We start from the raw sequence: 26,586 nt of genomic DNA, 5'->3' as shown, positions 1-26,586 counted from the left end.
ACGAAAACAGAAGAGGGGATGCCGCGGGTCGCGGCATCCCCTCTTCTCGAGGTCTGCGTCGGATTACTTGACGGCGGCCTTCAGCTTCGAGCCGGCGGTGACCTTGACGCGCTTGCCAGCGGGGATCTTGATCTCCTCGCCGGTCTGCGGGTTGCGGCCGGTGCGGGCCGAGGTGGCGACCTGCTCGAAGGCGAGCCAGCCGGGGATCGAGACCTTGCTGCCGTTGGCGACCGCGTCGGAGACGGTGGAGAAGAGGGAGTCGAGCACGCCCGAGACGGCGGACTGGCTCTGGCCGGTCGCGCTCGCGATGCTCGCGACGAGCTCGGTCTTGGTGATGGTCTTGTCGGCCATTGGTTGTGTCCTCCAAAGACGACGAGTGCCGTCTTGTCATTGCTCGGACCGGATGGCGTAGCCCCCCGGCTGGTCCTGTCGACCGGGACCGAATGTACCCGACGACGCCGACAGAACCGCGTATTTCCGCGGTTTTCGGAGGTATCTGGCGGTGTGTCGCGTGATTTCTGGGGCTCCTGTGGCCTCTGGGGCCGGATTTCGCCCACCGCGATCACTTCCCGTGGGCCGCGGCCGGGCCCCTGTCGGGGCCGTCCGCGGCCTCAGGCGTGCAGCCGGCGAAGCGCCGTCACCACGTCGTCGTGCCAGCGCCGGGCGGCTGGCAGCACGCCGGTGAAGATCGGGGTGTCGTGCGTGACGCCCTGGTACCGCACGACGCTCGCGTCGACCCCCGCGGCGCGCAGAGCGGCGCCGTAGGCGTCGCCGTCGCCGCGCAGCGGGTCGTACTCGGCGGTGAGGATGACCGCCGGCGGAAGGCCCTCGTGCGATGCCGCGCGCAACGGGGACGCGTAGGCGTCTCGCGCGTCCTGGGCGCGGGGAAGATAGGTGCGCGCGACCGAGCGGAGCTCGCGCAACGCCAGGAAGCTCGGGATGCGCAGCGCTCGAGTGGCGCGCAGATCCAGGTGTGCACCGGTGAGGTCGACGACGGGCACCTCGAGCACCTGCAGTCGGAGCGGATGCCGCGCGCGATCGCGGTTGACGAGGGTGAGCGCCGCGGCGATGTTTCCTCCCGCCGAGACCCCCAGCAGGCCGATCCGATCGGCGTCCACGCCCACCTCGCCGGCGGCTCCGAAGAGCCAGTCCAGTGCAGCGTAGGCCTGCTCGACCTGCACCGGCCAGCGATGCTCCGGCGCGAGCGCATAGTTCACGGCGGCGATGGCGACGTGGGCGTCGATGCACCGGCGGCGGTAGGCGGCATCCGTCGTCGGATAGTCGATCCCCCCGATCCGGAACGCGCCGCCGAAGAACGCCAGCACCGCAGGCACCGGCGCGTCGCCCACGACCGGCGGGTGATAGATCCGCACGCGCACGGAAGGATGCCCCGGCACGGCCACCTCGTGCTCGGTGGTGCGCACCTCGGGGCCCGGCGTCCCGACCGTGCGCAGCTCGGTGCGGTCCCATGCGATCGCCGCACGGCGGTGCCGGGCACGGGCACGGGCGCGGGATCGGGACCGATGCTCGGCATGGGGCGTCGCCGCCCCTGCCTTCAGCGCCGTGGGGTCCGCGTGGGACGTGGCGTCCGGCGCGGGCTTGTCGGAAGCCTTCGCCTCGGCAGGAGCCGCCGTCCCGCCGCGGTCGAACGGCCAGAGCGCTGCGAGTCTCGATCGCACCGAGCCGAGAGCCTGATCGAACATGTACCTGCGGTGCACCCGCAGGCGCTCCTCGAAGAACGGGTCGAGCGGCATGATCCTATCTTGCGTCGAGAGCGCCTGCCGTCGGTGCTCCCGGGCGAATACTGTGGCGTCATGACCGTCGTGAGCACCATCGCCGGCGTGCTGCTCATCGTCGTCGCGCTCAACGACGTGTTCCACACCCTGCTGCGTCCGGCCTCCACCGGGCGCCTGACCACCTACATGTTCCGGGCGGCCTGGTCGGTGTCGCACCGCCGGCCCGCCCTGCTGACGGTCGGCGGGCCGCTGACGATCCTCGTGACGATCGGGGTGTGGATCGTGCTCGTCACCGTCGGGTGGGCCCTGATCTACCTGCCGCACTTCCCCGACGGCTTCTCGTACAGCGATCTCGATCCGAACGACTATCACCCGTTCGTCGAGGCGCTGACCTACTCGCTCGTCGCCCTCACCACTCTGGGCCTGGGCGACGTGGTTCCCGCCGAGCCGCTGATCCGGCTCCTGTCGCCGCTGGAGGCCCTGACGGGGTTCGCGCTGCTGTCGGCGTCCGTCTCGTGGTTCATGCAGCTCTACCCCGCTCTCGCCCGCCGGCGGGCGCTGGCGGTGGAGCTGACGAGCCTCCATCGCTCGGGGATCACCGCGCTGCCGCCGGAGCCGCCTCCCGGCAGGGCGGCATCCGTCATCGCCTCCGTCGGGCGGGCGATCGCCGAGCTGACCGCCGATCTCGTGCAGAACACCGAGATCTTCTACTTCGCCGAGCGCGACGAGCGGCTGTCGGCCGCCCGCGCCATCGGCTACGCCATGGAGCTGCGCGATCAGGCCCTGCAGTCCGGCAACGGCGAGGTTCGCATCGAGGGGGCGTTCCTGGAACAGGGGCTGGATGAGCTGGCCCGCGTACTCACGGATCAGTACGCGCACGTGACGGGCGAGTCCACCGACGCGGTGCTGCGGGCCGTCGCCGGCAGCCACGGGCATCAGCTGTCGTGATGCCCGTGGATATGCGGAAGGCCCGGAGTTCCGAGGAACTCCGGGCCTTCCGGTGAAGCGGGTGCTTACCAGCTCGACTTGGTCACGCCGGGCAGCTCGCCACGGTGCGCCATGTCACGGAAGCGGACACGCGAGATGCCGAACTTCGTGAGGACACCGCGGGGGCGGCCGTCGATGACGTCGCGCGAACGAACGCGGACGGGCGATGCGTTGCGGGGCAGCTTCTGCAGGCCCACGCGAGCGGCTTCGCGCTCCTCGTCGGTCGACGTCGGCGACACGAGCGCCTTCTTCAGCTCGGCGCGCTTGGCGGCGTAGCGGTCGACGACCACCTTGCGCTGCTCGTTGCGCGCGATCTTGCTCTTCTTAGCCATGGATCAGCGCTCCTCTCGGAAATCGACGTGCTTGCGGATGACCGGGTCGTACTTCTTCAGCACGATGCGGTCGGGGTTGTTGCGGCGGTTCTTGCGCGTCACGTAGGTGTACCCCGTGCCGGCGGTCGAACGCAGCTTGATGATCGGACGGACGTCCTGTGCCTTCTTGGCCATCAGAGCTTCACACCCTTCGCCTGGAGGTCACGCACGACCGCCTCGATGCCACGGGCGTCGATCACCTTGATGCCCTTGGCCGAGACGTTGAGCTTGATGTTGCGACCCAGCGACGGAACGAAGTAGGTCTTCTTCTGCACGTTCGGGTCGAAGCGGCGCTTCGTCCGGCGGTGCGAGTGCGAGATGTTGTGACCGAAGCCGGGAACTGCTCCAGTCACCTGGCACACTGCTGCCATAGTGATGTCTCCTTAGTACCGTGGAGCCGGACGGCCCCACCCAAGATCCCTTGTCTGCACCCCGCGCCCGACCCGGCCGGTGAAGGCCTCGTTCGGGAGTGGGATACGTACTGCGTGCTGGAGTGCGCGCAGACAAAGAGTCAGTCTAGCACGGACGGCGTGTCGCCCTTGTCGGCGGCCTCCCGCGCGCCGCGCCCCCAGCGGAAGGGCGACACGGTGGGGTCGCCCGGCACCCAGTACCGCCACGGGAACGCCGCCGTCCCCGCGACGCCCGCGACTCCCACGCGCGGGCCCGACGCGATGTCGGCGAGCGGGTCGACGAGCAGCTGCAGGCGCGCGCGGGCCCCGTGATGGGGCACCCCGGTGATCGCGTCGATGCCGTCGTGCAGCGGATGCCGCAGCCCCACGGCGTCTCCGAATCGGCCGGGCCCGCGGGCCAGGTCGCGCGTCGTGCGCGCGGCGGGGCGGCGGCGGGACGCGGCATCCACCCCCTCGATCACCTGCCCGGCGCGCAGCAGCACACCGCCGGCGACGCCTTCGGGCCCGCAGACCACGTTCACGCAGGAGTGGATGCCGTGGCTCAGGTAGACGTACAGGTGCCCCGGTTCGCCCCACATCGTGGCGTTGCGCGCTGTGGGCCCCATGCGCGCGTGCGATCCGGGATCGGGGACGGGACCCGTGCCACGGCCGTGGTACGCCTCGACCTCGGTGATCCGCACGGCCACCGTCTCACCGTCGACCACGGTCTCGAGGCGTGCGCCGAGGAGTCTCGGCGCCACCTCGGCGGGAAGGGCTTCGAGGTCCGAACGGGTCGCCGCCCGCCACCCGTGCCGCACCATGCGTGCGAGTCTACGTCCGCCCCTGCGGCCCCCGGGTCGCGCACGGGTCGCCGTGCAACGGATACTGTTCGCGCATGGGGAAGTGGTTCGTGCTCATCCTGCTGAGCGTGGCGCAGTTCATCATGGTGCTCGACAGCACGGTGATGAACGTGTCGATCTCGACGGTGGCATCCGATCTCGGCACCGACATCTCGGGCATGCAGGCGGCCATCACGTTCTATGCGCTGACGATGGCGGCCTTCATGCTCACCGGCGGCAAGCTGGGCGACCGGTGGGGCCGCAGTCTCGCCTTCCGCATCGGCTCGGTCGTGTACGGCATCGGCTCACTGACGACGGCCTTGAGTCCGAACCTCACGGTGCTGATGCTGGGTTGGTCGCTCGTCGAGGGCCTGGGCGCCGTCCTGGTGATCCCCGCGATCGCGGCGCTGGCGGCGATCAACTACGAGGGGCGGGCGCGGGTGGTCGCGTTCGCCGTGCTCGGCGCGGTGACCGGCGGCGCCGCGGCGGCCGGCCCCCTCATCGGCGGGCTCGTCACGACGTACTCGTCGTGGCGCTACGTCTTCGTCGCCGAGGCCATCGTCATGACCCTCGTGCTCCTCGTGTCGGGCCGCATCAAGGACGTCCCGGGCGACCGCGGCCTCAAGATCGACCTGCTCAGCGTGGTGCTGTCGGCGCTCGGCCTCGGGCTGCTGGTCTACGGCATCCTGCAGTCCAAGACATGGGGCTGGGTCGCGCCGCTGAACCCGCCCGTGATCAACGGCGAGCCCTTCGCACCCTTCGCCGTCTCACCCGTGGCGTACCTGATCCTGCTGTCGATCCTCGTGCTCTGGGGGTTCGTCCGGCGCCAGCAGCATCTCGAGCGGACCGGCGGCGTGCCGCTGCTGAAGGTCAGCCTGCTGCGGATCCCCGCGCTGCGCAGCGGCCTGACGATGTTCATGGCGCAGTACTTCGCCATCGCCGCGCTGTTCTTCGTCATCCCGGTGTACCTGCAGACGATCCTGGGCTTCGACGCTCTGCAGACCGGCCTGAAGATCCTCCCGCTCTCGGCCGGCCTCATCGTGTTCTCGATGGTGGGGTCGCGCCTGTCGACGGTCCGCTCGGCGAAGAACATCGGCCGCATCGGCCAGCTCACGCTGGGCCTGGGCGTGCTCGTCGTCTTCCTCGCCGTGCAGCCCGAGCTCGCCGACTGGACGTTCGCCGCCGGCATGTTCATCGTCGGCGCGGGCTTCGGCTTGCTCGCCTCCCAGCTCGGGAACGTCAACATGTCGGCCGTGGAGCAGTCCGACACGTCGGAGGTCGGCGGCCTGCAGGGCACGTTCCAGAATCTCGGCTCCTCGTTCGGCACCGCCGTCGTCGGATCGGTGTTCATCCTCCTCCTCACGTCGGGCTTCACGGCGGCGGTGCAGCAGAGTGACACGCTGCCCGACGACATCCGCGAGCAGGTCGTCACCACGGCGTCGAAGGGGGCGCCGATCATCTCGCAGCAGCAGGCCGAGGATCTGTTGACGGATGCCGGCGCCGACCCCGACTCCGCCGCCGAGGTCGCCCAGCTCTACGCCGACACGCAGGTGGAGTCGCTGCGGCAGTCGCTGTTCTTCGTCTTCGCCCTGACCGTGCTGGGTCTCATGCTGGCGTCCGGGCTGCCGTCGAAGCTCCCGGAGCCGGCCGCGGCCGCCGGGGAGGCATCCGCTCCACCGCCCCGCGCCGCGTCGTAGCGCGAGCCCCCGGCGCCCGCCGTCCCCCGCGAGCCTTCGCAACCGCCCGCCGAGTAACCGCGACGTCGTCGAACGACCACGCTGTCGGCGACGGTAGCGTGGTCGCTCGCCGAGATCGTGGTTCGTGGGCAGGGGTGCATACGCGCGGATGCCACGCGGGAGCGTCAGAGCGGGGGCACCTGGCACCACGAGATCGACGCCCCGTTGAGCGCGACGACCTCCTCGCCGTCGTCCACCTTCAGGATGCGGGTCTGCGGACGCTCGGGCAGCGGCAGCTGATAGGTGTCGTACGGGTTGGTGACGGCATCCGGCGCCAGCATGAGCGCGACGTACCGGGCGCTCGGAGAGATGCAGACCTGGATGACGGCATCCGTCTCCGCCAGCTCGGTGAGCATGCGCGTGGCGCCGTCCGCGCCGACCAGCGCGACCGAGGTGCGGCCCGTCGGCACGTCGTCCTCGAGCACTGCGGCGGTCCGGATGGTCGAGCCGTCGGGCAGCGGCGTCACCGACGTGGTACCGCCCAGATCGGCCTCGGGCGCGACGAGGGGCTCCTCGCTCGCGTCGGTGAGGTCGATGACCACGGACTGCTCGAGGCGGTCGACGACGGCCTCGCTGGATCCGCGCGCGATGCCGTCGATCCCGACGGCCGCGCCGAGGGCAGTCGCTGCGCCGGCATCGGCGCCCGACCCGGTCAGCAGCAGCGACCCGTCGAACGACATCAGCAGGATGCTGTCGGTGTCGGGCACGAACCGCCACTCGGCGACCCGCGGGTCGGAGCCTGAGACCTCGATCTCGCGCGGCTCGGCGTCGACGTCGCCGAGCGAGGCCGTGAACAGCCGGCTCTCGCGGCCCGAATCGGCGTCGAGCTCGGCGTCCGAGAAGGTGTACCCGATCCGCTCGCCACGGTCGGCGCTCTGGAGGTTCGAGATGAACCCGTCGCCGGGCAGCGGCAGCTCCTGCTCGTTCTCGCCGTCCAGGTCGGTCACGATGAGCCCCGGCTGGTCGTCGTCGGTGCGCACCGACACCACGAGGTGCTCGCCGGTCGCGCGGAAGTCCTCGATGTGCGGGTGGCGGAAGACGGGCACCGCGTTCTGCCCGGTGAGGTCGGTGCGGTAGATGAGGTCGCCGTCCGTCCCGCCCGCCTGGTCGGCACCGCCGCGCTGCAGCAGGAACATCTCGGTGGGCGGCGTGCGGAACGTCTCGGTGATGGTGGCGGTCGGGCCGCCGCCGAGCGAGGCCACGTCGTCGATGGCGACGGTGTACTCGGTGTCGTCCCACAGCGGCAGGGTGAACCGCACGCCGACGCTGCGACCGGACGTGTCGACCTCGAAGGGCGTCTCGGGGGTGATCGTCACCTGCGAGGGGTCGACCTCGGCGAGCGACTGCGTCGTCGTGACGATGAGCCGGGATCCGGATGCCGCGGCCGCCGCCTCCGGATCCACCGACACCTGCGTCACGCGGGGACCCTGGGCGACGCTGGCGGCAGCGCCGGCGAGCCCGACGACCGCCAGCGCCGCGACGACGACGGCGAACATCCCGGCGAACGCGCGGCTGCGGCGGTGCCGGGACTGCGAGCGCCGGGTGTGGGGCCCGGGCTCAGTACTCATACGGATCCTCGGGCTCGGGGATCTCCTCGACGGCGGCGGCGTCGACCACGAGCCGGCCGTCGGACGAGGAGCGCACCGTGCCGGTGATCGTGACCCACTGCCCGGTGTCGGGCGAGGATTCGCCGACGACCACCGGGAGGCTGGCCGGCTGGGCGTCGATGACGCAGTGCGTGATGATCAGGCGGGTGAGGTCGAAGGCCCCGTCCTCACCCGGCGTCACGAAGCCGGTGAGCTCGACGGGCTCACCGTCGAACGTCTCGGGGTTGGTCGCGGTGGCGAACACCGTCGCCCACTCGCCGACGCCGAACGACGCCGTGTCGCCGGTCGACGCCAGCTGCACCGTGTCCGCCCCGCCGAACAGCGGAGTGGCGCCGACGTCGCGCGACATCGCGAGCTCGGCGCTCAACGAGGCCGGGGGCAGCACGAGGGTCAGCACGACGACGCCGGACGCCGCGATACCGCCCACCGCGGTCGCCGCCACCGCCAGCGGATGGCTGCGGTGGACGTGGTCGTCGTGCCCGTGCGCGCCGTGGCGGTCGCCGCGAGTCGTTTCCGGATCGGGCTGGTCGTCCCGATGGCGGAGGATGAGCGTCGAGATCTCCGACTCCGTCGCGGCCGCTCGCTCGCCGGCGGGCGCAGGGCCGGCGTCCGCGGGCGCGTGGTCGTGCCCGTGGTCGGCCTCCGCGCCGAGCGGCAGCGTGAACGACGCGATCGTGCCGACGAGCACGACCACCGCCATCGACACCGCGAACCACGTCGAGTCGGGGTTGATGTACAGCCCGAGGCGTCCGGTGAGCGCCAGCGAGATCGTGACCACGGCCAGCACCGCGGCCAGGCCCACGCCGAGCCACCGCGTGGCGACCCACTCCGTCTTACGCAAGGAGGTTCACCGCCGTCCCGATCGCGAAGGCGGACAGCACCACCACGACGACGATCCCGCCGAGCGTGCGCCACGTGAAGGTCGTGCGCAGCAGCGCGAGCATCTTCACGTCGACGAGTGGCCCGACCAGCAGGAACGCGACGATCGACCCGGGCGTGAAGGTCGAGGCGAACGACAGCGCGAAGAACGCGTCGACGTTGGAGCAGATCGACACCACCATGGCCAGGGCCATCATCGCCACGATCGACAGCGCGGGGTTGGCCCCGATCGCGAGCAGCGCCTCGCGCGGGATGAGCACCTGCACGGCTCCGGCGAGCGCGGACCCGATGACGAGCGCCGGCATGACCGCCCGCAGCTCGATGACGAACTGCGCCAGGGTGCGCCGCCACTTGCCGCCCGGCTCGTGGAGCACGAGCTCGCACGTGTCGCGGAAGCGGTCGGTGAGCAGAGCATCGGGAGACGGATGCCGCGAGTACAGCCAGCCGATGAGGTTCGCGATCGCGTACCCGCCCAGCAGGCGCGCGACGAGGATGCCGTCGCTGAAGCCGAACGCCTGATGCGTCGTGATGATCACGATGGGGTTCACGATCGGCGCCGCGATGAGGAACGTGAGGGTCTCCGAGACGGAGAACCCGCGCATCAGCAGGCCGCGGGCGAACGGCACGTTGCCGCATTCGCACACCGGCACGATCATGCCGAGCAGCGACAGCACGGCCCGGCGGGCCCACCCGCGTCGCGGCATCCATCGCTCGATCACACCCGGCGGCACCCACACCTGCACGACGATCGACAGCACCACGCCGAGCGCCACGAACGGCAGCGACTCGATGAGCACGCTGATGGCGAGCGTCAGCCCGTCCTGCGCCCGTGTGGGGAGGGGTGCGGGGAACAGCGCCGGGGCGAGCCAGTCGATGAGGAACAGCCCGGCCACCACGGCGACGCCCACGCCGATCCACAGCAGGGCGCGCGCCTGCGGCGTCGGCTCGAGACGGGCGGTGGCCGGAGCGCGCCGCGGGACCGGCGTGCCGGGGGACCGCTGCGCCTGCCGGGACTGAGGCTCAGTCCGCGTCACGCTCTGCGTCCCGGGTCGCGGCGCACGACCCGCAGAGCCCGAAGATGTCGACGACGTGCTCGGCGTCGCGGAATCCGTGGCGCTCGGCGGTGCGCTTGGCCCACTGCTCGACGTCCGTCGCCTCGATCTCGACGGTCAGCCCGCAGGAGCGGCAGATCAGATGATGGTGGTGGCCCGTGCTCGTGCAGGCGCGGTAGAGCGATTCGCCCTCGGGGCTCTGCAGCGAATCGGCCTCGCCCTGGGCGGCGAGGCCGGCCAGCGCGCGGTACACGGTCGCGAGACCGATGCCGGTGTTCTCGCCGCGGAGGGTCGCGTGCAGCGACTGCGCGCTGACGAAGCCTCTGGCGTCGGAGAGGGCTTCGCGCACGCGTTCGCGCTGCCACGTGTTGCGCTGGGCCATGGGGGCGAGTCTACCGGCGGGTCCTGAGCGGGAGCCGGACGCGGGTCACCGGGACCCGGCGCCCACGGCCGCCCGCGTGACGCGGTCGCGGCGGGCGCCGACCACGCGGCACACCACGTAGATGGCGAACGAGATCGTCGTGATGTAGGGGCTGACCGGAAGCGTGCCCATGATCGCGAGGAGGATCCCGCCCACCGCCGACACGAACCCGAACAGCGCCGACAGCAGCGGGACCGACAGCGGTCCGGACGCGACGCGCATGGCCGCGGCCGCCGGGGTCACCAGCAGCGCCATCACCAGCAGCGCGCCGATGATGTGCACGGCGACGGCGACGATGAGGCCGAGCAGCAGCATGAAGGCCAGCGACACGGCCGTCGTGGGCACGCCCCGCGCGGCGGCGGACTGCGGGTCGAGCGAGTCGAACCGCAGGGGGCGCCAGATGAGCAGCAGGCCGAGCAGCACGACGGCGCCGATGCCGATCAGCCAGCCGAGCTGGCCGGTCTGCACCGACACGATCTGACCGGTGAGCAGGCTGAAGCGGTTGGCGCTGCGGCCGTCGTAGAGCGACAGGAACAGGATGCCGAGGCCCAGCCCGAACGGCATCAGCACGCCGATGATCGAGTTGCGGTCGCGGGCCTTCGCCCCCAGCACGCCGATGAGGGCGGCGGCGACGAGCGACCCGACGATCGACCCCGTCACGACGTCCCACCCGATGAGGAGGGCGGCGGCGGCGCCCGCGAACGACAGCTCGCTGATGCCGTGCACCGCGAACGCCATGTCGCGCTGCATGACGAAGACGCCGATGAGCCCGCCGACGAGCCCGAGCACGGCGCCCGCCCACACCGAGTTCGCCACCAGCGCGAGGATCTCGCCGTAGAACGGCAGACCCCCGAACATCGCGTCGGCGATGTCGTCCCAGTTCATGCGTGCGCCTCGTGGTGGTGGTGGGATGCCTCGGCGTCCGGTGCGCCCACGACGACGAGTCGGTCGCCCGCGCGCAGCACGAACACGTGCGCGCCGTAGAGCGCGGTCAGCACGTCCGAGCGCAGCACCTCCTGCGGCGTCCCGAGGGTGAATCGGCCGTTGGCGATGTACAGGATGCGGTCGACCTTGCCCAGCAGCGGGTTGATGTCGTGCGTCACCAGCAGGACCGCGGCATCCTTCTCCCGGCGATGCCGGTCGATGAGACCGATCACCGCCTGCTGGTTCGCGAGGTCGAGGCTCGTGAGGGGCTCGTCGCACAGCAGCAGGCGCGGGTCGTCGGCGAGCGCCTGCCCGGCGCGCAGTCGCTGCTGCTCGCCGCCGGAGAGCAGCCCGACGGGCCGGTCGGCGAACCCGCGGGCGCCGACCGCGTCGATCAGGGCGTCGACGCGGGCGCGGTCGCCGCGGCGCGGAAGGGGCAGGCCGAACCGGTGGCCGTCGACGCCGAGCGTGACGAGGTCGCGGCCGAGCAGCGACGTGTCGGGCGGCAGCGGGCGCGCCTGGGGGATGTAGCCGATGCGACGGTTACCCCGGCGGGTCACCGGCTCGCCCTCGACCGCGATCTCGCCCGACGAGAGGGATTCGAGGCCGAGGATGGCCCGCAGCAGCGTCGTCTTGCCCGAGCCGCTGGGGCCGAGCACCGCGACCAGCTCGCCGGCGTGGACGTCGAGGTCGAGCCCCGACCACAGCTCGCGGTCGCCGCGCTGCAGGGCGGCGTCGCGGATGCTGAGGACGACCGGACGCCCGACCGCCGGCGAGGCGGGGGTCACTCGTCCAGCGCCGCGCTGAGCGCCTCGCTGTTCGCCTGCATCCACGAGATGTAAGTCTCCCCCTCCGGGAGCGTTTCCGAAAACGCGATCACCGGGATCCCGAGCGTCTCGGCCTCGTCGACCATCTGCTGCGTCTCGGCGCCGCCCGTCTGCGTATTGGTGATGACGACGCGCACGCCGCCGTCGCGCAGCAGCCCGAGGGACTCCAGCAGCGTCGCAGGGGCGACATCCTGCCCCTCCTCGACGGCCTCGCTGAAGGCGTCCGGCGTGGCGTTCTCCAGGCCGGCCGCCTGCACGAGGTACACGGGCACCGGCTCGGTGACGAACACCCGCTCTCCGGCGTGGGCGGCGCCGATGTCCGAGAGCGAGGCCTCGAGCTGCTCGACCTCGGCCCCGAAGGCCTCCGCGTTCGCGGCGAAGGTCTCGGCGTCGTCGGGACTCAGCGCGGCGAGCTCCGCGGCGATCGCCGCCGCGACGTGCGCGACGGTGTGCGGGTCGTACCAGACGTGCTCGTTGAAGCCCTCGACGTGGTCGTGCTCGTGACCGTGGCCGTCGGCCTCGGCGTCGTCGGCGCCCTCGGTCTCCGCGTCGGCGCCCTCGGCCTCGTGGCCCTCGTTCTCGGGCCAGTCGTGCGAGTGCTCGACCGCCGTGACGACCGGCGCCTCACTGCCGCTGGAGTCGATGAGCGCGTCGATGAACGCGTCGTAGCCGCCGCCGTTCTCGACGATGAGGTCGGCCTTCGACACGGTGAGCTGGTCGCGGGCGCTGGGCTCGAACGAGTGGGGGTCCTGCGACGCGTTCGTGACGATCGACGTCACCTCGACCAGGTCGCCGCCGACCTGCGACGCGATCTCGCCGTACACGTCGGTCGACGCGACGACCGAGAGTCGCCCGACAGCGGCGTCGCCGCCCTCGGCGCTGCCCGCTGTCTGCCCGCTCGCGCATCCGGCGAGCACGAGAGCGGATGCCGCCGCCAGGCCGAGCACGGGCAGGGAACGTCGCAGGGAGGTCATGCCCTCCAGCGTAAGGGTAATGAGAATCGTTCTCAAATCGCTCGGGCGAGCGGCGTCATCGTCAGTCGAGCAGCAGCGCGGGCTCCTCGAGGATGGAGGCGACGTCCGCGATGAACCGCGACATCCCGTCGCCGTCGACCACGCGGTGATCGAACGAGCCGGCCACGGTCGTGACCCACCGCGGGCGGACCTCGCCGTCGACGACCCACGGCTTCTGGCGGATGGTGCCGAGGGCGACGATGCCGGCCTCGCCGGGGTTGATGATCGGGGTGCCGGCATCCATGCCGAAGACGCCGATGTTCGTGATCGTGATGGTGCCGCCCTGCTGGTCGGCCGGGGTGGTCTTGCCGTCGCGCGCCGTGAGGGTGAGCTTCTCGAGCGCCCGGGCCAGATCGCGCATCGAAAGGTCCTGCGCGTCCTTGATGTTGGGGACGAGGAGGCCGCGCGGCGTGGCGGCGGCGATCCCGAGGTTCACGTACCGGCGCACCCGGATCTCGGCGCCGCCCTCGGCGTCGACCCACGCGGCGTTGACCATCGGCGTGCGGCGGGCCGCCCAGATCACGGCGCGCGCCATGATCAGCAGCGGCGACACCTTGACGTCGGCGAAGTCGGGCGACGCCTTGAGCCGCTTGACGAGCTCCATCGTGCGGGTGGCGTCGACGTCGGTCCACACCGACACGTGCGGCGCCGAGTAGGCGGACTGCACCATCGCCGACGACGTGGCCTTGCGCACGCCCTTGACGGCGATGGTCTCCTCGCGGCTGTCGCCCGAGTCCTGAGCCGGCCGAGTCGCCGGCGCCGGGACCTGGGGCGCGGCAGGCGCCGGGGCCGCCGCGGGAGCCGGGATCGGGATGGTCTCCTCGCGCACGTCGCCCCACTCGGGCGTCTCGATGTTGCGGAAGACGCTCGCCTGCGACGCGTGCCGCACGACGTCGTCGCGCGTCACCTCGCCGGCCGGGCCGCTGGGCGTGACGGCACCGAGCTCGACGCCGAGGTCGCGGGCGAGCTTGCGGATCGGGGGCTTCGCGATCACGCCGACGGATGCCGCGACCCGCTGCTCCGCCGGCACCGCGCGCTTCGCGCGCCGCGACTGGACGTGTCCGCCGGTGCCGTAGCCGACCAGCACCGCACCCTCGCCGGCATCGGGCGCCGGCGCGGCGGGGCCGCCGTGCTCGGACTGCCCGACGGTCGCCGGGCCGGAGGCATCCGTCCCTGCGCCGGGGGCGATGGTGATGATGGCGGCGCCGACCTCGACCGTCTCGCCCTCGGCCGCGAGCAGCTCACCCACGGTTCCCGCGAAGGGCGACGGCAGCTCGACGAGGGACTTGGCGGTCTCGATCTCGACGAGGACGTCGTTGACCGCGACCGCGTCGCCGGGGGCGACGCGCCACTGCACGATCTCGGCCTCGGTCAGCCCTTCACCGACATCGGGGAGGACGAACGTCTGGGTGCTCATGCGGTGTCCTTTCGCGGCATCCCGTCACTTCACTCGCAGGGGAGGCCGGCCATCGGGAAGGAGGCGAGGGTGGGGGTCAGTAGGCGAGGGACCGGTCGACGGCCTCGAGGATGCGGTCGGCGTCGGGCAGGTAGGAGCCCTCGAGCTTGGCAGGGGGGAACGGGGCATCGAACCCCGACACGCGCAGCACCGGAGCCTCGAGCGCATAGAACGCGCGCTCCATCACGGTCGCCGCCACCTCTGAGCCGAGCGACGTGAAGCCCGGCGCCTCCTGCGCGTAGATCATGCGGCCGGTGCGCCGCACCGAGTCGAGGATCGGCCCGTAGTCCACGGGCGACAGCGAGCGCAGGTCGACGACCTCGATGCTCGTGCCCTCGGCCTCGGCGAGCACGGCGGCCTGCAGCATCGTCGTCACCATGGCGCCGTGGCCGACGAGCGTGACGTCGGTGCCGCGGCGGACGATGCGCGACGCGTGCAGCGGCAGCGCGCGGGCCGACGTGTCGACCTCGCCCTTCTGCCAGTACTTGCTCTTGGGCTCGAGGAAGATGACGGGGTCGGCCGAGGCGATCGCGTCCTGGATCATCCAGTAGCCGTCGTTCGGCGTCGACGGGCTCACGACGCGCAGGCCCGGGGTGTGCGTGAAGTACGCCTCGGGGCTCTCCTGGTGGTGCTCGATGGCACCGATGTGCCCGCCGTAGGGGATGCGGATCACGACGGGCATCTGCACCGCGCCCTCGAGACGGTTCGTCATCTTCGCCAGCTGCGAGGTGATCTGGTCGAACGCGGGGAAGACGAATCCGTCGAACTGGATCTCGACGACCGGGCGGAAGCCGGCCAGTGCCAGCCCGATCGCGGTGCCGACGAGTCCGGACTCGGCGAGCGGGCTGTCGATCACGCGCCGCTCGCCGAACTCGGCCTGCAGCCCTTCGGTGATGCGGAAGACGCCGCCGAGCTTGCCGATGTCCTCGCCCATCAGGAGCACGCGGTCGCTGCCGGCGAGGGACGCGCGCAGGCCGGCGTTGATGGCCCGGCTGAGCGGCATCGTCTGGACGGCCGGGGCGGCGTCGGCGTCCGTCGCGCTCGTCGTCCGGATGTCGGTGTCGGTCACGATGCGCCTCCTTCGAAGGATGCCTCGTACCCGGCGAGCCACTCGCGCTGCTCGGCCATGAGGGGGTGGGGCTCGGAATACACGTGGGCGAACAGCTGGTCGGGCTCGAGTCCGCCCAGCGCGTTGGTGCGCGTGCGGATGTCGTCGGCGAGAGCCGCACCCTCCGCGTCCACGTCGGCGAAGAACGCCTCCGACGCCCCGCGGGCGAGGAGGAAGGCCCTCATGCGCGCGAGGGGGTCGCGGCGGCGCCATGCCTCCTCCTCGCTCGATGGGCGGTACTTCGTGGGATCGTCGCTCGTCGTGTGCGCGCCCAGGCGGTAGGTCATCGCCTCGATCGCCTGCGGCCCGCCGCCGGCGCGCGCGTCGTCGAGCGCGGCGCGCGTGACCGCCCAGCTCGCCAGCACATCGTTGCCGTCGATCAGCGTGCTCGGCATCCCATAGCCCGCGCCGCGCTTGTACAGCGGCGAGCGCGACTGCGTCGAGACCGGCACCGAGATCGCCCACTGGTTGTTCTGCAGGAAGAAGACCTCGGGCGTCTGATAGCTCGCGGCGAAGACCATGGCCTCGTGCACGTCGCCCTGGCTCGAGGCGCCGTCGCCGTAGTAGACGATGACGGCCTCGTCGCGGTCGGCGTCGCCGGTGCCGCAGCGGCCGTCGAAGACGAGACCCATGCCGAAGCCTGTCGCGTGCAGCGTCTGCGAGCCGAGCACGAGCGTGTAGATGTGGGTGTTGCCGTTCTTGGGGTCGGTCGGGTCCCACCCGCCGTGCGTCAGTCCGCGCATCACGCGGATGATGTCGATCAGGTCGACGCCGCGGATCTTCGTGACGACGTGCTCACGGTAGGACGGGAAGATGTGATCCTGCGTCCGCGCCGCCCGTGCGGACCCGACCTGCGCGGCCTCCTGGCCGTAGCTCGGCGGCCAGAGGGCGAGCTGTCCCTGGCGCTGCAGATTGGTCGCCTGCACGTCGAACGCGCGGATGACCGCCATGTCGCGGTAGAACGTCTCGAGGTCGGCGTCGGCGAGGGCGTCGACCGCGTCCCGGTAGGGCTCGGCGGCGGGCGTGGGCGCGAAGGTCCCGTCCGCGCGGAGGAAGCGGACGATGGCGGGATCTTCGGCCGGCGCCGCGGCGTCGGTCGTCACCGAATCTTCAGGCGGGGTCACCGTTCCACGCTAGCCCGCGCCCCCGCGTGCCCTTCCGGGAGGTTCTTCACAACGGATGCCGCAATTCCTAGGACCTTCTCGACAGACTCCTCCTCGCCGACAGAGATCCGGATGCCGTCACCCGCGAACGGGCGGACGATCAGGCCGCCCTCTTCGAAAGCGGTGGCGAAGGCGGCGGTCTCGTCGCCGGCGGGAAGCCAGACGAAGTTGCCCTGCGCGGCCGGGACCTCCCAGCCCGCGGCGCGCAGCTCCTCGGCGAGGCGGTCGCGGCGCTCGGCGATGACCCGTACGCGCTGGAGGAGCTCGGCCTCGGCGTCGAGGCTCGCCAGCGCCGCCTCCTCGGCGTGGGCGGTCACCGACAGCGGGATGGCGGTCGTCCTGGCGGCGTCGAGGATCCTCGGGTGGCCGACGGCGTAGCCGATGCGCAGGCCGGCCAGGCCGTAGGCCTTGGAGAAGGTGCGGAGCACGACGACGTTGGGGTTCTCGCCCCGGGCCAGGACGGCGGCGCCGTCGACGGCGTCGGGGTCGGTGACGAACTCGGCGTAGGCCTCGTCGAGGATGACCAGCACGTCGCGGGGGACGCGCGCGACGAAGGCGTCGAACTCCGCCTGCGTGACGACCGGCCCGGTGGGGTTGTTCGGGCTGCACACCAGGACGGCGCGGGTGCGATCGGTGATGGCCGCCGCCATCGCGTCGAGGTCGTGACGGGCGCCCGCGGCGAGCGGCACCTGGACGGGCGTCGCGCCGGAGACGACCGCGAGCCACGGGTAGGCCTCGAACGACCGCCACGCGTAGATCACCTCGTCCCCGGGGCCGGAGGTCGCCTGGACCAGCTGCGCGAGGATCGAGACGCTGCCGGCCCCGACGTGCACCGCGTCGGTGCCCACGCCGAACCGCTCGGCCAGGCGCTCCCGCAGGCGTGCGGCCGTGGCATCCGGATACCGGTTGAAGGCCGTCGCCGACTGCACGCGCTGCAGCACGCCCGGCAGTGGATCGAACGGGTTCTCGTTGCTGGAGAGCTTGTACGCCTCGGCGCCCGCCTGCCTGCCCTGCTTGTACGGGGGGAGCGCGGCCACCTCCGGGCGCACGCGGACGGGGATGTCGGAAGCGTCGGTCACGCCCCCGAGTCTACGAGCGGCGACCGCTCCGCGTCTGCCGGAGAGGACCCCGCCGCGAACCGTTGGCCGCCGCGAGGTGTCGTGGAAGACTGGGCGCACTATGGGCTTCCTCATCCGCGTCGTCGTCAACGCGTTCGCGATCTGGGTCGTCACCCTGATCCCCGCGCTCCAGGTCACCGTCATCCCGTTCGCGCCGGGCGACACCCTGCAGGTCGTGCTCACCTACCTCATCGTCGCGGCGATCTTCGCCCTGGTGAACACGATCATCGGCACCGTCATCAAGGTGCTGGCGTTCCCGCTCTACATCCTCACGCTGGGTCTCATCGGCCTCCTCATCAACGCGTTCCTGCTGTGGCTGACGGCGTGGCTCACCAGCTGGTGGAGCTGGGGCCTGCGCGTCGAGGACTTCTGGTGGGGTGTGCTGGCGGCCATCATCATCACCCTCATCAACTGGGTCTTCGGCATCATCCTCCGCCCGAAGAAGGACTGACCCCGCCCGCTGAGCCCCGCGTCGCCGCGTACTCGGTCACCGCCACCGCGTCGGCGCGGCCGAGGTCGGCGAACACCGCGCGCAGCGTGTCGACGCGCGGATCGGTGGAGGCGTCCACGAGCGCCGCCGTCTCGGCGTACGCGCTGAGCCGATGCGCCGGGGCGCGCGCATCGTCGAGACCGGCGTCCGGGTCGGAGACGCGCTCGGCGACGAAGCTGCCCGGCGCCCCGACGCCCTCGCCGTGCCCGCCTCCCGCGAGCGCCGCGACGGGGTCGTCGGTGTGGCGCAGCGCGACGCTCAGCGTCCCGTCGCCGACATCGGCCTCCACTGGCGAGCCGAGCGAGACGAGGGTGCGCACGTCGTAGCCGCTCTCGAGCGCCAGGTGCCCGGCGATCATCGCCCCCTGCGAGTGGCCGAACGCGTGCACGACGTCGCCCTCCCGCGCCCCGGCCGCCCGAAGCGCCGCTTCGGTGGCCGCGTACGAGTCCGACGTCTGTCCGGCGTAGAGCTGCGCGTTGGACGCGTTGTCCCACGGGTCATCGCCGCCGAGCGCGAGCGACTGGGTGCCGGCGACGTAGACCGCGAACTGCCTGCTGCCGTCCGGCATCGTGTAGCGCTCGACCCGCACGCGGGCGTCGCCGGCTCCCGGCATCCGCTCGGTCACCGCGACGAGGCTCTGCGGAGCGACCACCGGTCCGGCGGGCGGAACGCGCACGGCCCCGGCGGCTCCGTTCCCCGGGGGCGCCGCGACGGTGGGCGCCCCGACGGCGGATGCCCCGGGCGTCGCGGTGGCACCCGCCGCGAGCGGCGGCCCGGCGCCCGGCGCCGCCGGGGTCACGGTCCGCAGCTCCACCGGGCCGGCCGTGCCTGTGAGGCGGGCATCCCGCGACAGCCGGCCGGTGCCCGCGAACCCGACGAACGCGGCGCCGCCGAGCGTGAGGAGACCCATGCCCGCGCCGAGCACGGCCGCCCCCGGCTCGCTCACCGTGCCGCCTACCGCGACGCCCCACTGCGTCGCCTGCCGAACCAGCTCGGACTGCCACAGCACGGCCCGCTCGAACTCCGCGCCGAGCGCCGTGCGCCAGGCGCCCGGATGCGCGGCGACCAGCGCGCTCAACCGCGCGTCCAGCCGCTCTGCCCGAAGGGCGTCCCCGGCCAGCACGGCGGCGCGGTGCTCGGCCTGGATCTCGACCATCTCGTAAGCGAGCGCAGCGTCGCGCAGCGCCCCGGCGATCCGCCGCGCCTCCGCCTGTGCGGCATCGATCCTCGAGGAGAGGACGGATGCCGACAGCTCGGCGTCGCCGGTGTGCGCGGGCTCGCTCCGCAGCTCCCGCCGCAGCCCGGCCAGTGTCGCCGCGATCTCCTCCAGTTCGGCGTCGGCGTGCGCGAACCGCTCGGCGGCGGCACGGAGCGTCGCGGTGTCGACGGCGACGGCGCCGCCGGCCTGGAGCTGCAGGCCCCGGTCGGTGCGGGGCCAGCTCTCGCCCAGCACGCTGATGAGACCCCCGTACGGGTCCATCGAGTCGACCCGCACCGCCCGTTCCGGGTCCCACGGCCCGTCCGCCGACGGCGCGCCGCTCACGGGTGCTCCGCGGTGAGCGGCAGACCCGGCAGGGCCTCCGCGAACGCGGCACGATCCCGTGCACGCAGGACGTCGAGCCGCACCGTCTCGGCCACGCACGCGAGTCCCGAGACATCGCCCGCCCAGACGGTGGCGCGGTCGTGGAACACGCGCGCCGCCCGTGCCTGCCAGTCGACGGCGTCGGCCAGTCCCCGCGCGACGAGAGAGGCATCCGCGATCCGGTCGATGAGGCGCGAGAGCGCACCGGCGACGAACTGCAGACGGGAGGCCGACGAGCCGGCGGCCGGTGGAACTGTCACCTCTCGATCGTCACGGGAGAGGCGGGCCCGCGGAGCGCGCCGCCGGGGATCCGTGCAGAGCGCGGCCCTCTCACCGGATGGGGAGGAGGGGCGCCGTCCCGACGGACGACGCCCCTCCCGGTCGCGCACGCGGGGTGGCATCCCCGCGACGGGGTCACCGCTGCGGAAGGAGGCCCTTCAGGCCCACGACCACGATGGCGGTGTCGGTCGCGGTGTTGCCCGCGGCATCCGTCGCCGTCCAGGTGAACTCGTAGACGGTGCCGTTGACCGCCTTGACCTCGACGGTGCGATCGCCCGTGATCTCCCACTCGGCCCGGTCGGAGCCCGTCGCGGTCACCGCGGTGAGCTCCACCGTGACGTCGCCGCGATCATCGGCGGCGTCGACGTCGAACTCGATGGTGCGCATCTTGTTGTTCGGCGCCAGGATGAACGACGGGTCGGCCTCGACGTCGATGGTGGGCGGCGTCACGTCCGGGGGCGTCAGGGAGAGGCCGACGATCACGGGGTCGTGATCGCTCGACCGGTAGGCGTCCGGCGCGTAGATGGCGTCCTGCGCGTCCGCCTTGAACGTCATGTCGTAGTCGATGAGGCTCGCCTCATCGGCGTTGACGTTCCAGGTCGCCGCGCCGGTGACCTCGTCCAGCACGTCCTGACCCGCCAGCGCGTAGTCGAGGTAGCCGAGCTGCCCGTCGAACACGTACGAGTAGGCATCCGTCCCCTGGAACTCCGCCAGCAGGTCGGTGTACCCGGCCTGCGTGAGCACCTGGATGGGGTCCTCCTGGGCGTAGGCGTTCAGGTCGCCGATGATGAGCTCGCGCCCGGCGCCGGCACCCGTCGGGTCGGTCGCGAGCCAGTCGGCGAGCGCCGCCGCCGCCTGGGTGCGCACGCCGTTGCAGTTGCCCTGGCCGTTCGGGTCCGTCGGATCGCCGACGTCGTTGCAGTCGGAGCCCTTGGACTTCAGGTGGTTGACCACGACGGTGACCTTCGCACCGTCGGCGTCCACGAAGGTCTGCGTCAGGCCCGGACGGTTGTACTCGTCCAGCCAGCGCGCGTCGACGGACTGGTCCATCAGCTGGTGCTCGCCGTCGGGCGTGACCGACGCGGGCTTGTAGATGAGCGCCGTGGTGATGACGTCGTCCCCGATCACGCCGGTGTCGACGTAGTCGTAGACGTCCTCGCCGATGCGCTCGTTGAGGGCCTCGGTGAGGGTCGCGACCGCCGTGCCGTTGTTCTCGATCTCGATGAGCCCGAAGACGTCGGCGTCGATCTCGGCCAGCGCCGTGACGATCTTCGCCTCCTGTCGCTCGAACTCCACCGGGTCGTTCGCGCCGCGCGCATCGGAGCCCGTGAGCGTCGTGAAGTAGTTGAGCACGTTGAAGCTCGCGATCTTCAGGTCGCCGCCCACCTCGGGCGCCTCGGGACGCGGGTTGCCGACCTCGAAGTCGGCGCCCTGCGTGGCCTGCACACCCCACGTGTCGAAGCGGTAGTCGAGGACGCCGGTGGTGTTCTCGACGAGGTCGCCGCTGCGGAAGGTGTTCGCCAGGGTGAACTCCTCGCCGTTCGGGTGGATCGCCGGGTCCGGATTCTGGATGCTGCGCCCGTCGTCCACGCCGATGCTCTCGGCGCCGTTCTTCGCGGCGAGCGCGATCGCGTCCGCCGAGCCCGCGTCGTAGAGCCCCGTCGGCTGATACTGGCGGCCGAGCGTCAGGCTGATCGTGCCGAAGCGCCCGAAGTCGAACGTCTCGCCGATCGCCAGCTGCTGCGGCAGGGTCACGTACATGCCCTCGAGCGCCTCGCGCTGCTCCGGGGTGGCCGGCAGCGTCAGCTCGACGGCCTCGGGCAGCGTCTGACCGGTCGCGCAGACCTCCAGGTCGACGGCCTTGATCTGCGTGAGGCCGAAGAACTCGTCGACCTCGCCCGCCACGTTGACCACGTCGCCGACCGAGACCTCGGGCCCGCCGGGGAAGTACACGAAGATCCCGTCCGAAGTGTCGGCGAGGTCGTCGCCCGCGTCCTGGACGTAGAACCCGTCGAAGCCACCCGTCTGGAAGTCGCCGACGACAGTGCCCGTCACGCGCAGGCTGTCGCCGTCGCGCTCGGAGGCCGCGCCCGAACCCTGCACCGATCCGATGGGGACCAGCTCCAGGTCGCAGCCCGCTTCGATCGGCGGGGGCGGCGGAACGGCTCCGTTGGCGGCACCCGGGGTGTTGAACGCCTCCCCGAAGACGGGGGTGCCGGCCGTGCCCTGGTACCCGGCGAGCTCGAAGTCGTTGCGCACCCAGTCGGCCGGCGCGTTGGTGTCGGTGCCGTCCGGGATGCGGGAGGCCCCGCCCGGATCGAACGCAAGGCCGTCGTACGAGACGCCGAGCACGACGCCGCCGTATGCGAGATCCGTGTCGGCGTCCTTCACCGCGACGGCGTCCACCACGGTGAAGCCGAGGCCGTCGTCGATGACGCCGTCGTCATCGGTGTCGATGTCGGTCCCGACGGCGGGGAAGGTGCCGATCACCAGCAGGAGGCTGACCGTGCCGTTCTCCAGCGCGCCGCCGGCGAGCGTTGCGAGGCTGCGCCCCGACGCGTCGGCCGCCGGGAACGAGATGACCTCGTCGACCGTGCCGGTCGCCGTGCCGCTGAAGTCGCCCTCGATCTCGAGCACGCGGTACGCCGACAGGTCGGTCGTCGCGGGGCTCGCGAGCAGCTCGACGTACTCGACGTCGGCCGCGCCCGTGGTGTCGGCTGAGAACTCGTTGATCACCACGCGCGCGGCGGGAGGCTCACCGCCGCAGTTCGCGGTGTGGCTGCCGAGACCGTCGAAAGCGTCCTGACCATGGCCGGTCCACCCGGCGGAGGGGTCGAACGCGTCGCCGCCGTCCGGGTCGCCGACGCAGACATCCGCGCTGCGGCGCAGGGTGTTGTTGGTCGTCGCGGTGGATGTTCCCGCGCCCCAGCCCGCGACGCCGGGGTCGAGGCCGATCTGTCCGAAGACGTCGACCGCAGAACCGCCCTTGACCAGCGCCAGCGCGTCGTTGCCGTTGAAGAGGCCCGTCGTGGTGCCGGTGAGCTGGTCGGCGGCGTTGCGGACCGCCTCAGCGGCGGCGCCGTGCGCCAGCACGAACACGTCGCCGGGCGCGACGGTCCCGATCAGGTTGATCGTGAGGCCGGCGGTCGCACCGCCGTTCGAGTACTGCCGAAGCTGGTAGCCGGCGGCCTCGAGATCCACCGCGGCGTCCGATGGGTTGTAGATCTCGATGGCCTTGTTGTTGGACGATCCTTCGACGTATTCGCTGATCAGCAGGTCTCCGTCTGCCGCGGCGGCGGGCGCGGCGAAGGCCACGATGCCTGTCGCTGCCAGCGCGGCGGCCGCGAGCGCGGCGGGGAGTCTGCGGGGTGATGGGGACACGGAACCTCCACGGGCATCGCGCGGTCTGGTGGCCGCGCATGAGAACACGGGCAGGCCGGTCGCCCGCCCGTTGACTGCAAAGCTAGGCGAGGGGCATCCCTCACGGGAAGAGTCCGGAAGGAGAGATCCTTAACGTTCGGTGTCGGCTCGGTCCAGAATGGAACCCATGACCGCGAGCGACGTGGCGCCCTTCCGCGTCGTCTTCGTATGCACCGGCAACATCTGCCGCTCTCCGATGGCGGAGGTGGTCTTCCGGGGATACGCGGATGCCTCGGGCTTCGGGTCCCGGGTGGCCTCGACGAGCGCCGGCACGGGCGACTGGCATGTCGGCGAGCGCGCCGATCAGCGGACGATCGACGCGCTCCACCGCGCGGGCTACGACGGCACGCACCACCGCGCCCGGCAGTTCACCCACGGCGACTTCACGCGCAGCGACCTCATCGTCGCTCTCGACCGCAGCCACGAGCGCATCCTGCGGGGCTGGGCGCGCAGCGAGGCCGACGCCGACAAGATCGCGCTGCTGATGTCGTTCGACGCGGCCGCCCCGACCCTCGACGTGCCGGACCCGTACTATGCCGGGCCCGGAATGTTCGACGAGGTGCTCGGTATGATCGAGAGTGCGAGCCGGGCGCTCTTCCGGCAACTCGAACCCGCGATCCGCCCGGCGCCCTGACGCCGGCGCGAAGGTCGCCTTCGACGTGATCGACGGGAGCCACCGTGACCTCTCTGCCGCCCCAGCCCCTGAGCCCCCTCGACGGCCGATACCGGCCCGCGGTCGGCGAGCTCGGCGAGTACCTTTCCGAGGCGGGACTCAACCGCGCCCGCGTCGAGGTCGAGGTGGAGTGGCTGATCGCCCTCACCGACCGCTCGCTGTTCGGCACCTCTCCGCTCGCCGACGGCGACAAGGCCCGGCTGCGCGCCCTGTACCTCGAGTTCGGCCAGGCCGAGATCGACTGGCTCGCCGAGAAGGAGGCGGTGACCCGCCACGACGTCAAGGCGATCGAGTACCTGGTGCGTGACCGCCTGTCGGCGCTGGGCCTCGACGGCATCGCCGAGCTCACCCACTTCGCGTGCACGAGCGAGGACATCAACTCGACCTCCTACGCGCTCACGGTGCAGCGCGCGGTGCAGCGCGTGTGGCTGCCGAAGCTGCGCGAGGTCATCGCCGCCCTCACCGAGCTCGCCGTGCGGCACCGCGACGCCGCGATGCTCTCGCGCACGCACGGCCAGCCGGCGACCCCCTCGACCATGGGCAAGGAGCTGGGCGTGTTCGCCTGGCGCCTCACCCGCGTCGCCGACCAGATCGACCGCGGCGAGTACCTCGCGAAGTTCTCCGGCGCCACGGGCACCTGGTCCGCCCACCTCTCGGCCGCTCCCGACGTGGACTGGCCGGAGGTCTCCCGGGCCTTCATCGAGGGCCTGGGGCTGGACTTCAACATCCTGACGACCCAGATCGAGTCGCACGACTGGCAGGTCGAGCTGTACGACCGCGTGCGTCACGCGGGCGGCATCCTTCACAACCTCGCCACCGACATCTGGACGTACATCTCGATCGGGTACTTCACCCAGATCCCCGTCGCCGGTGCGACCGGGTCCTCGACGATGCCGCACAAGATCAACCCCATCCGCTTCGAGAACGCCGAGGCGAACCTCGAGATCTCGGGCGGGCTGCTGTCGACCCTCTCCCAGACCCTCGTCACGAGCCGCCTTCAGCGCGATCTCACCGACTCCACGACGCAGCGCAACATCGGCGTCGCCCTCGGGCACTCGCTGCTCGCCCTCGACAACCTGCAGCGCGGCCTCAAGGAGATCTCGCTCGCCGAGGACGTGCTGCGGGCCGACCTCGACGCGAACTGGGAGGTGCTCGCCGAGGCGATCCAGACCGTGGTGCGCGCCGAGATCGCGGCCGGCCGCTCGCAGATCAGCGACCCCTACGCGCTCCTGAAGGACCTCACCCGCGGCCGCCGCGTGGGCGCCCCCGAGCTCGCCGAGTTCGTCCGCGGCCTCGACATCGGCGACGAGGCGAAGGAGCGCCTCCTCGCGCTCACGCCGTCGACCTACGACGGTCTGGCCTCGCGGCTGGTCGACGAGCTGCGCTGACTCCGGGCCCGGGCAGGGGCGGCGTCAGGGCTTCGGATCGCCGGATGCCGCGGCATCCGGTTTCTGCCCCTGCTCGCCGTCGGCGGTGTCGTCGTCGAACAGGACGGGCTTGTCGATCGTCTTCGTGACCTGGGCGGGGTCGACGGCCAGCAGCAGAAGCGAGACGATGAGCAGCACGGCGATGAAGCTCACGCCCGCGATGACGAGCGCCGTCATCACGGCGGCCTGCGCCTCTTCGGCGGTGCGCTGCTGGAAGAAGCCCATCGACACGAGCGTCACGACGCCCGCGAAGAGCGCGGCCGCGAAGGCGAGCCCCAGCAGCTGGAGGGGCTTCATGAGGTCGCGGCGGGTGGGGCTTTCGTGGCTCACGCGGAGTCCTTCTGCGGGGTCGGGGCGGCGGATACGGGCTCATCCGCGATGACGGGTGCTGCGGCGCGCGGGGAGAACCCGGCGATCCCGAGGTAGACGGCGACGATCGCGGCGTAGGCGCCGAAAAGCCCCACTCCGATCGTCACGCCGGTGAGGGTGTACGTGGCGCGGGCCTCTTCGATCGTGTAGTCCAGGGCGTACGCGGGCTGGACGAACAGCATGGCCGCGCCGAGCAGGACGGTGACGGCTCCGACGACGACGGCGTCGCGGCTCTCCGAGCGCGGCCCGACCGGGGCGGCGGGGCGGGCATCGGCGACTCCGGGGGCGATCTCGCGCCGCTCGCCGCGCGCGGTGAGTCCGCGCCAGCCGGCGATGATCTCGAGCGCCCCGCTGACGAGGGCCCAGACGATGACGATGGCGAAGAAGCCCGTCGGGGTGCGCAGCGGATAGAGGCCGGCGGCCATGCCGGCCACGATCGTCGCACCGCCGAGCGCGGCGGCAGGCCAGCGGCGTCCGGCGGGGTAGACGAGCCAGACCGATACGAGGAGCACCAGGCCGGTGGCGATCGCGAAGCCGCTGAAGACCGCGCCGCCGACGCCGGCGGAGTGGTCGGGCGAGAACGTGATCATGAGCGCCGCGAGCGCCGCGAAGGCGGCACGTGCGAGCTGCACATGCCGCACGGCGAACGTGCGGGAATCGGCTGAGGTCACGGTGATCCTGCGAGGCGGCGGGTTCTCAGAAGCGAGAACGGATGCACCC

At 71.8% G+C, this 26,586-nt stretch carries 27 protein-coding genes; 5 read left to right on the top strand and 22 right to left on the bottom strand.

Annotated features, from left to right (window positions below):
• Window positions 1–63 precede the first annotated feature (63 nt).
• Window positions 64–351: an HU family DNA-binding protein gene (locus tag V6R91_RS03020; RefSeq protein WP_336394104.1), complete on the bottom strand. Its 288-nt coding sequence runs from the start codon at window positions 349–351 to the stop codon at window positions 64–66.
• Between the two features lie 260 nt (window positions 352–611).
• Complete coding sequence (locus V6R91_RS03015; protein WP_336394103.1) at window positions 612–1,754, bottom strand: alpha/beta hydrolase; 1,143 nt, start codon at window positions 1,752–1,754, stop codon at window positions 612–614.
• 60 nt (window positions 1,755–1,814) lie between these two features.
• Here V6R91_RS03015 and V6R91_RS03010 point away from each other — a divergent pair, with 60 nt between their 5' ends.
• The gene (locus tag V6R91_RS03010) at window positions 1,815–2,684 is read left to right on the top strand and encodes a potassium channel family protein (protein WP_336394102.1); all 870 of its coding nucleotides are present in this window, start codon (window positions 1,815–1,817) and stop codon (window positions 2,682–2,684) included.
• A gap of 65 nt (window positions 2,685–2,749) precedes the next feature.
• On the opposite strand, the gene rpsN is transcribed toward V6R91_RS03010, so the two are convergent.
• From rpsN to V6R91_RS02990, 4 genes are all read right to left on the bottom strand, one after another.
• Window positions 2,750–3,055: a 30S ribosomal protein S14 gene (rpsN, locus tag V6R91_RS03005; RefSeq protein WP_127820367.1), complete on the bottom strand. Its 306-nt coding sequence runs from the start codon at window positions 3,053–3,055 to the stop codon at window positions 2,750–2,752.
• A gap of 3 nt (window positions 3,056–3,058) precedes the next feature.
• Window positions 3,059–3,229, bottom strand: coding sequence for a 50S ribosomal protein L33 (gene rpmG / locus V6R91_RS03000; RefSeq protein WP_018173550.1), 171 nt, complete (start codon window positions 3,227–3,229; stop codon window positions 3,059–3,061).
• On the bottom strand, window positions 3,229–3,465 hold the full coding sequence (gene rpmB / locus V6R91_RS02995) for a 50S ribosomal protein L28 (RefSeq protein ID WP_013584774.1): 237 nt from the start codon (window positions 3,463–3,465) through the stop codon (window positions 3,229–3,231). The genes rpmG and rpmB overlap by 1 nt, the downstream gene beginning before the upstream one ends.
• A 140-nt stretch (window positions 3,466–3,605) precedes the next feature.
• Window positions 3,606–4,304 carry a DNA-3-methyladenine glycosylase gene (locus V6R91_RS02990; protein ID WP_336394101.1) on the bottom strand — a complete coding sequence of 233 codons (699 nt, stop codon included), beginning with the start codon at window positions 4,302–4,304 and terminating at the stop codon, window positions 3,606–3,608.
• 74 nt (window positions 4,305–4,378) lie between these two features.
• Between V6R91_RS02990 and V6R91_RS02985 the strand changes: the two genes are divergently transcribed.
• Window positions 4,379–6,019 (top strand): MFS transporter, encoded by a 1,641-nt coding sequence (locus V6R91_RS02985; RefSeq protein WP_336394100.1) that lies wholly within the window; start codon window positions 4,379–4,381, stop codon window positions 6,017–6,019.
• 164 nt (window positions 6,020–6,183) lie between these two features.
• Here the strand turns inward: V6R91_RS02985 and V6R91_RS02980 are convergent, their stop codons facing one another.
• The 11 genes from V6R91_RS02980 to V6R91_RS02930 form a co-directional block, all read right to left on the bottom strand.
• Window positions 6,184–7,626 (bottom strand): hypothetical protein, encoded by a 1,443-nt coding sequence (locus V6R91_RS02980; RefSeq protein WP_336394099.1) that lies wholly within the window; start codon window positions 7,624–7,626, stop codon window positions 6,184–6,186.
• Window positions 7,616–8,506 (bottom strand): TIGR03943 family putative permease subunit, encoded by an 891-nt coding sequence (locus V6R91_RS02975; RefSeq protein ID WP_336394098.1) that lies wholly within the window; start codon window positions 8,504–8,506, stop codon window positions 7,616–7,618. The genes V6R91_RS02980 and V6R91_RS02975 overlap by 11 nt, the downstream gene beginning before the upstream one ends.
• A complete protein-coding gene (locus V6R91_RS02970; protein ID WP_442928089.1) occupies window positions 8,499–9,578 on the bottom strand; it encodes a permease in 1,080 nt (359 codons plus the stop codon). The genes V6R91_RS02975 and V6R91_RS02970 overlap by 8 nt, the downstream gene beginning before the upstream one ends.
• The gene (locus tag V6R91_RS02965; RefSeq protein WP_336394097.1) at window positions 9,565–9,978 is read right to left on the bottom strand and encodes a Fur family transcriptional regulator; all 414 of its coding nucleotides are present in this window, start codon (window positions 9,976–9,978) and stop codon (window positions 9,565–9,567) included. The genes V6R91_RS02970 and V6R91_RS02965 overlap by 14 nt, the downstream gene beginning before the upstream one ends.
• A 45-nt stretch (window positions 9,979–10,023) precedes the next feature.
• A complete protein-coding gene (locus V6R91_RS02960; RefSeq protein ID WP_336394096.1) occupies window positions 10,024–10,902 on the bottom strand; it encodes a metal ABC transporter permease in 879 nt (292 codons plus the stop codon).
• Window positions 10,899–11,729, bottom strand: a complete 831-nt coding sequence (locus V6R91_RS02955; protein ID WP_336394095.1) for a metal ABC transporter ATP-binding protein — start codon at window positions 11,727–11,729, stop codon at window positions 10,899–10,901. The genes V6R91_RS02960 and V6R91_RS02955 overlap by 4 nt, the downstream gene beginning before the upstream one ends.
• Window positions 11,726–12,742 carry a metal ABC transporter solute-binding protein, Zn/Mn family gene (locus V6R91_RS02950; protein WP_336394094.1) on the bottom strand — a complete coding sequence of 339 codons (1,017 nt, stop codon included), beginning with the start codon at window positions 12,740–12,742 and terminating at the stop codon, window positions 11,726–11,728. The genes V6R91_RS02955 and V6R91_RS02950 overlap by 4 nt, the downstream gene beginning before the upstream one ends.
• Window positions 12,743–12,803: 61 nt before the next feature.
• Window positions 12,804–14,198: a dihydrolipoamide acetyltransferase family protein gene (locus V6R91_RS02945; protein ID WP_336394093.1), complete on the bottom strand. Its 1,395-nt coding sequence runs from the start codon at window positions 14,196–14,198 to the stop codon at window positions 12,804–12,806.
• Between the two features lie 76 nt (window positions 14,199–14,274).
• Window positions 14,275–15,240: an alpha-ketoacid dehydrogenase subunit beta gene (locus V6R91_RS02940; protein ID WP_336395027.1), complete on the bottom strand. Its 966-nt coding sequence runs from the start codon at window positions 15,238–15,240 to the stop codon at window positions 14,275–14,277.
• Between the two features lie 62 nt (window positions 15,241–15,302).
• Window positions 15,303–16,469: a thiamine pyrophosphate-dependent enzyme gene (locus V6R91_RS02935; protein WP_336394092.1), complete on the bottom strand. Its 1,167-nt coding sequence runs from the start codon at window positions 16,467–16,469 to the stop codon at window positions 15,303–15,305.
• Complete coding sequence (locus V6R91_RS02930) at window positions 16,466–17,587, bottom strand: histidinol-phosphate transaminase (RefSeq protein WP_336394091.1); 1,122 nt, start codon at window positions 17,585–17,587, stop codon at window positions 16,466–16,468. Before V6R91_RS02930 ends, V6R91_RS02935 begins: the two co-directional genes overlap by 4 nt.
• 100 nt (window positions 17,588–17,687) lie before the next feature.
• Between V6R91_RS02930 and V6R91_RS02925 the strand changes: the two genes are divergently transcribed.
• Window positions 17,688–18,077, top strand: coding sequence for a phage holin family protein (locus V6R91_RS02925; RefSeq protein WP_336394090.1), 390 nt, complete (start codon window positions 17,688–17,690; stop codon window positions 18,075–18,077).
• On the opposite strand, the gene V6R91_RS02920 is transcribed toward V6R91_RS02925, so the two are convergent.
• From V6R91_RS02920 to V6R91_RS02910, 3 genes are all read right to left on the bottom strand, one after another.
• A complete protein-coding gene (locus tag V6R91_RS02920; protein WP_336394089.1) occupies window positions 18,052–19,659 on the bottom strand; it encodes a hypothetical protein in 1,608 nt (535 codons plus the stop codon). The two genes, V6R91_RS02925 and V6R91_RS02920, sit on opposite strands and share 26 nt — an antisense overlap.
• Window positions 19,656–19,958 (bottom strand): hypothetical protein, encoded by a 303-nt coding sequence (locus V6R91_RS02915; protein WP_336394088.1) that lies wholly within the window; start codon window positions 19,956–19,958, stop codon window positions 19,656–19,658. Before V6R91_RS02915 ends, V6R91_RS02920 begins: the two co-directional genes overlap by 4 nt.
• Before the next feature lie 154 nt (window positions 19,959–20,112).
• Window positions 20,113–23,358 (bottom strand): ExeM/NucH family extracellular endonuclease, encoded by a 3,246-nt coding sequence (locus V6R91_RS02910; protein WP_336394087.1) that lies wholly within the window; start codon window positions 23,356–23,358, stop codon window positions 20,113–20,115.
• A 166-nt stretch (window positions 23,359–23,524) separates the two neighbouring features.
• Here V6R91_RS02910 and V6R91_RS02905 point away from each other — a divergent pair, with 166 nt between their 5' ends.
• The gene (locus V6R91_RS02905) at window positions 23,525–24,031 is read left to right on the top strand and encodes a low molecular weight protein-tyrosine-phosphatase (RefSeq protein ID WP_336394086.1); all 507 of its coding nucleotides are present in this window, start codon (window positions 23,525–23,527) and stop codon (window positions 24,029–24,031) included.
• 44 nt (window positions 24,032–24,075) lie between these two features.
• Window positions 24,076–25,458, top strand: a complete 1,383-nt coding sequence (purB, locus tag V6R91_RS02900; RefSeq protein WP_336394085.1) for an adenylosuccinate lyase — start codon at window positions 24,076–24,078, stop codon at window positions 25,456–25,458.
• A 24-nt stretch (window positions 25,459–25,482) separates the two neighbouring features.
• Here the strand turns inward: purB and V6R91_RS02895 are convergent, their stop codons facing one another.
• Entirely contained in the window at window positions 25,483–25,827 is a 345-nt protein-coding gene (locus tag V6R91_RS02895) for an amino acid transporter (RefSeq protein ID WP_336394084.1), read from the bottom strand.
• A complete protein-coding gene (locus V6R91_RS02890) occupies window positions 25,824–26,537 on the bottom strand; it encodes an acyl-CoA synthetase (RefSeq protein WP_336394083.1) in 714 nt (237 codons plus the stop codon). Before V6R91_RS02890 ends, V6R91_RS02895 begins: the two co-directional genes overlap by 4 nt.
• Window positions 26,538–26,586: the final 49 nt, after the last annotated feature.

It is taken from the genome of Microbacterium sp. CCNWLW41 (assembly GCF_037083505.1).
Note: the sequence above shows the minus strand (reverse complement) of the source record. Positions and strands in the feature narration are given on the sequence as shown.

Bases quoted from the DNA above. Each gene is read 5' to 3' on its own strand.
- V6R91_RS03020 (WP_336394104.1), bottom strand. From the start codon at position 351: ATGGCCGACAAGACCATCACCAAGACCGAGCTCGTCGCGAGCATCGCG.
- V6R91_RS03015 (WP_336394103.1), bottom strand. From the start codon at position 1,754: ATGCCGCTCGACCCGTTCTTCGAGGAGCGCCTGCGGGTGCACCGCAGG.
- V6R91_RS03010 (WP_336394102.1), top strand. From the start codon at position 1,815: ATGACCGTCGTGAGCACCATCGCCGGCGTGCTGCTCATCGTCGTCGCG.
- rpsN (WP_127820367.1), bottom strand. From the start codon at position 3,055: ATGGCTAAGAAGAGCAAGATCGCGCGCAACGAGCAGCGCAAGGTGGTC.
- rpmG (WP_018173550.1), bottom strand. From the start codon at position 3,229: ATGGCCAAGAAGGCACAGGACGTCCGTCCGATCATCAAGCTGCGTTCG.
- rpmB (WP_013584774.1), bottom strand. From the start codon at position 3,465: ATGGCAGCAGTGTGCCAGGTGACTGGAGCAGTTCCCGGCTTCGGTCAC.
- V6R91_RS02990 (WP_336394101.1), bottom strand. From the start codon at position 4,304: ATGGTGCGGCACGGGTGGCGGGCGGCGACCCGTTCGGACCTCGAAGCC.
- V6R91_RS02985 (WP_336394100.1), top strand. From the start codon at position 4,379: ATGGGGAAGTGGTTCGTGCTCATCCTGCTGAGCGTGGCGCAGTTCATC.
- V6R91_RS02980 (WP_336394099.1), bottom strand. From the start codon at position 7,626: ATGAGTACTGAGCCCGGGCCCCACACCCGGCGCTCGCAGTCCCGGCAC.
- V6R91_RS02965 (WP_336394097.1), bottom strand. From the start codon at position 9,978: ATGGCCCAGCGCAACACGTGGCAGCGCGAACGCGTGCGCGAAGCCCTC.
- V6R91_RS02960 (WP_336394096.1), bottom strand. From the start codon at position 10,902: ATGAACTGGGACGACATCGCCGACGCGATGTTCGGGGGTCTGCCGTTC.
- V6R91_RS02950 (WP_336394094.1), bottom strand. From the start codon at position 12,742: ATGACCTCCCTGCGACGTTCCCTGCCCGTGCTCGGCCTGGCGGCGGCA.
- V6R91_RS02945 (WP_336394093.1), bottom strand. From the start codon at position 14,198: ATGAGCACCCAGACGTTCGTCCTCCCCGATGTCGGTGAAGGGCTGACC.
- V6R91_RS02940 (WP_336395027.1), bottom strand. From the start codon at position 15,240: ATGCCGCTCAGCCGGGCCATCAACGCCGGCCTGCGCGCGTCCCTCGCC.
- V6R91_RS02925 (WP_336394090.1), top strand. From the start codon at position 17,688: ATGGGCTTCCTCATCCGCGTCGTCGTCAACGCGTTCGCGATCTGGGTC.
- V6R91_RS02905 (WP_336394086.1), top strand. From the start codon at position 23,525: ATGACCGCGAGCGACGTGGCGCCCTTCCGCGTCGTCTTCGTATGCACC.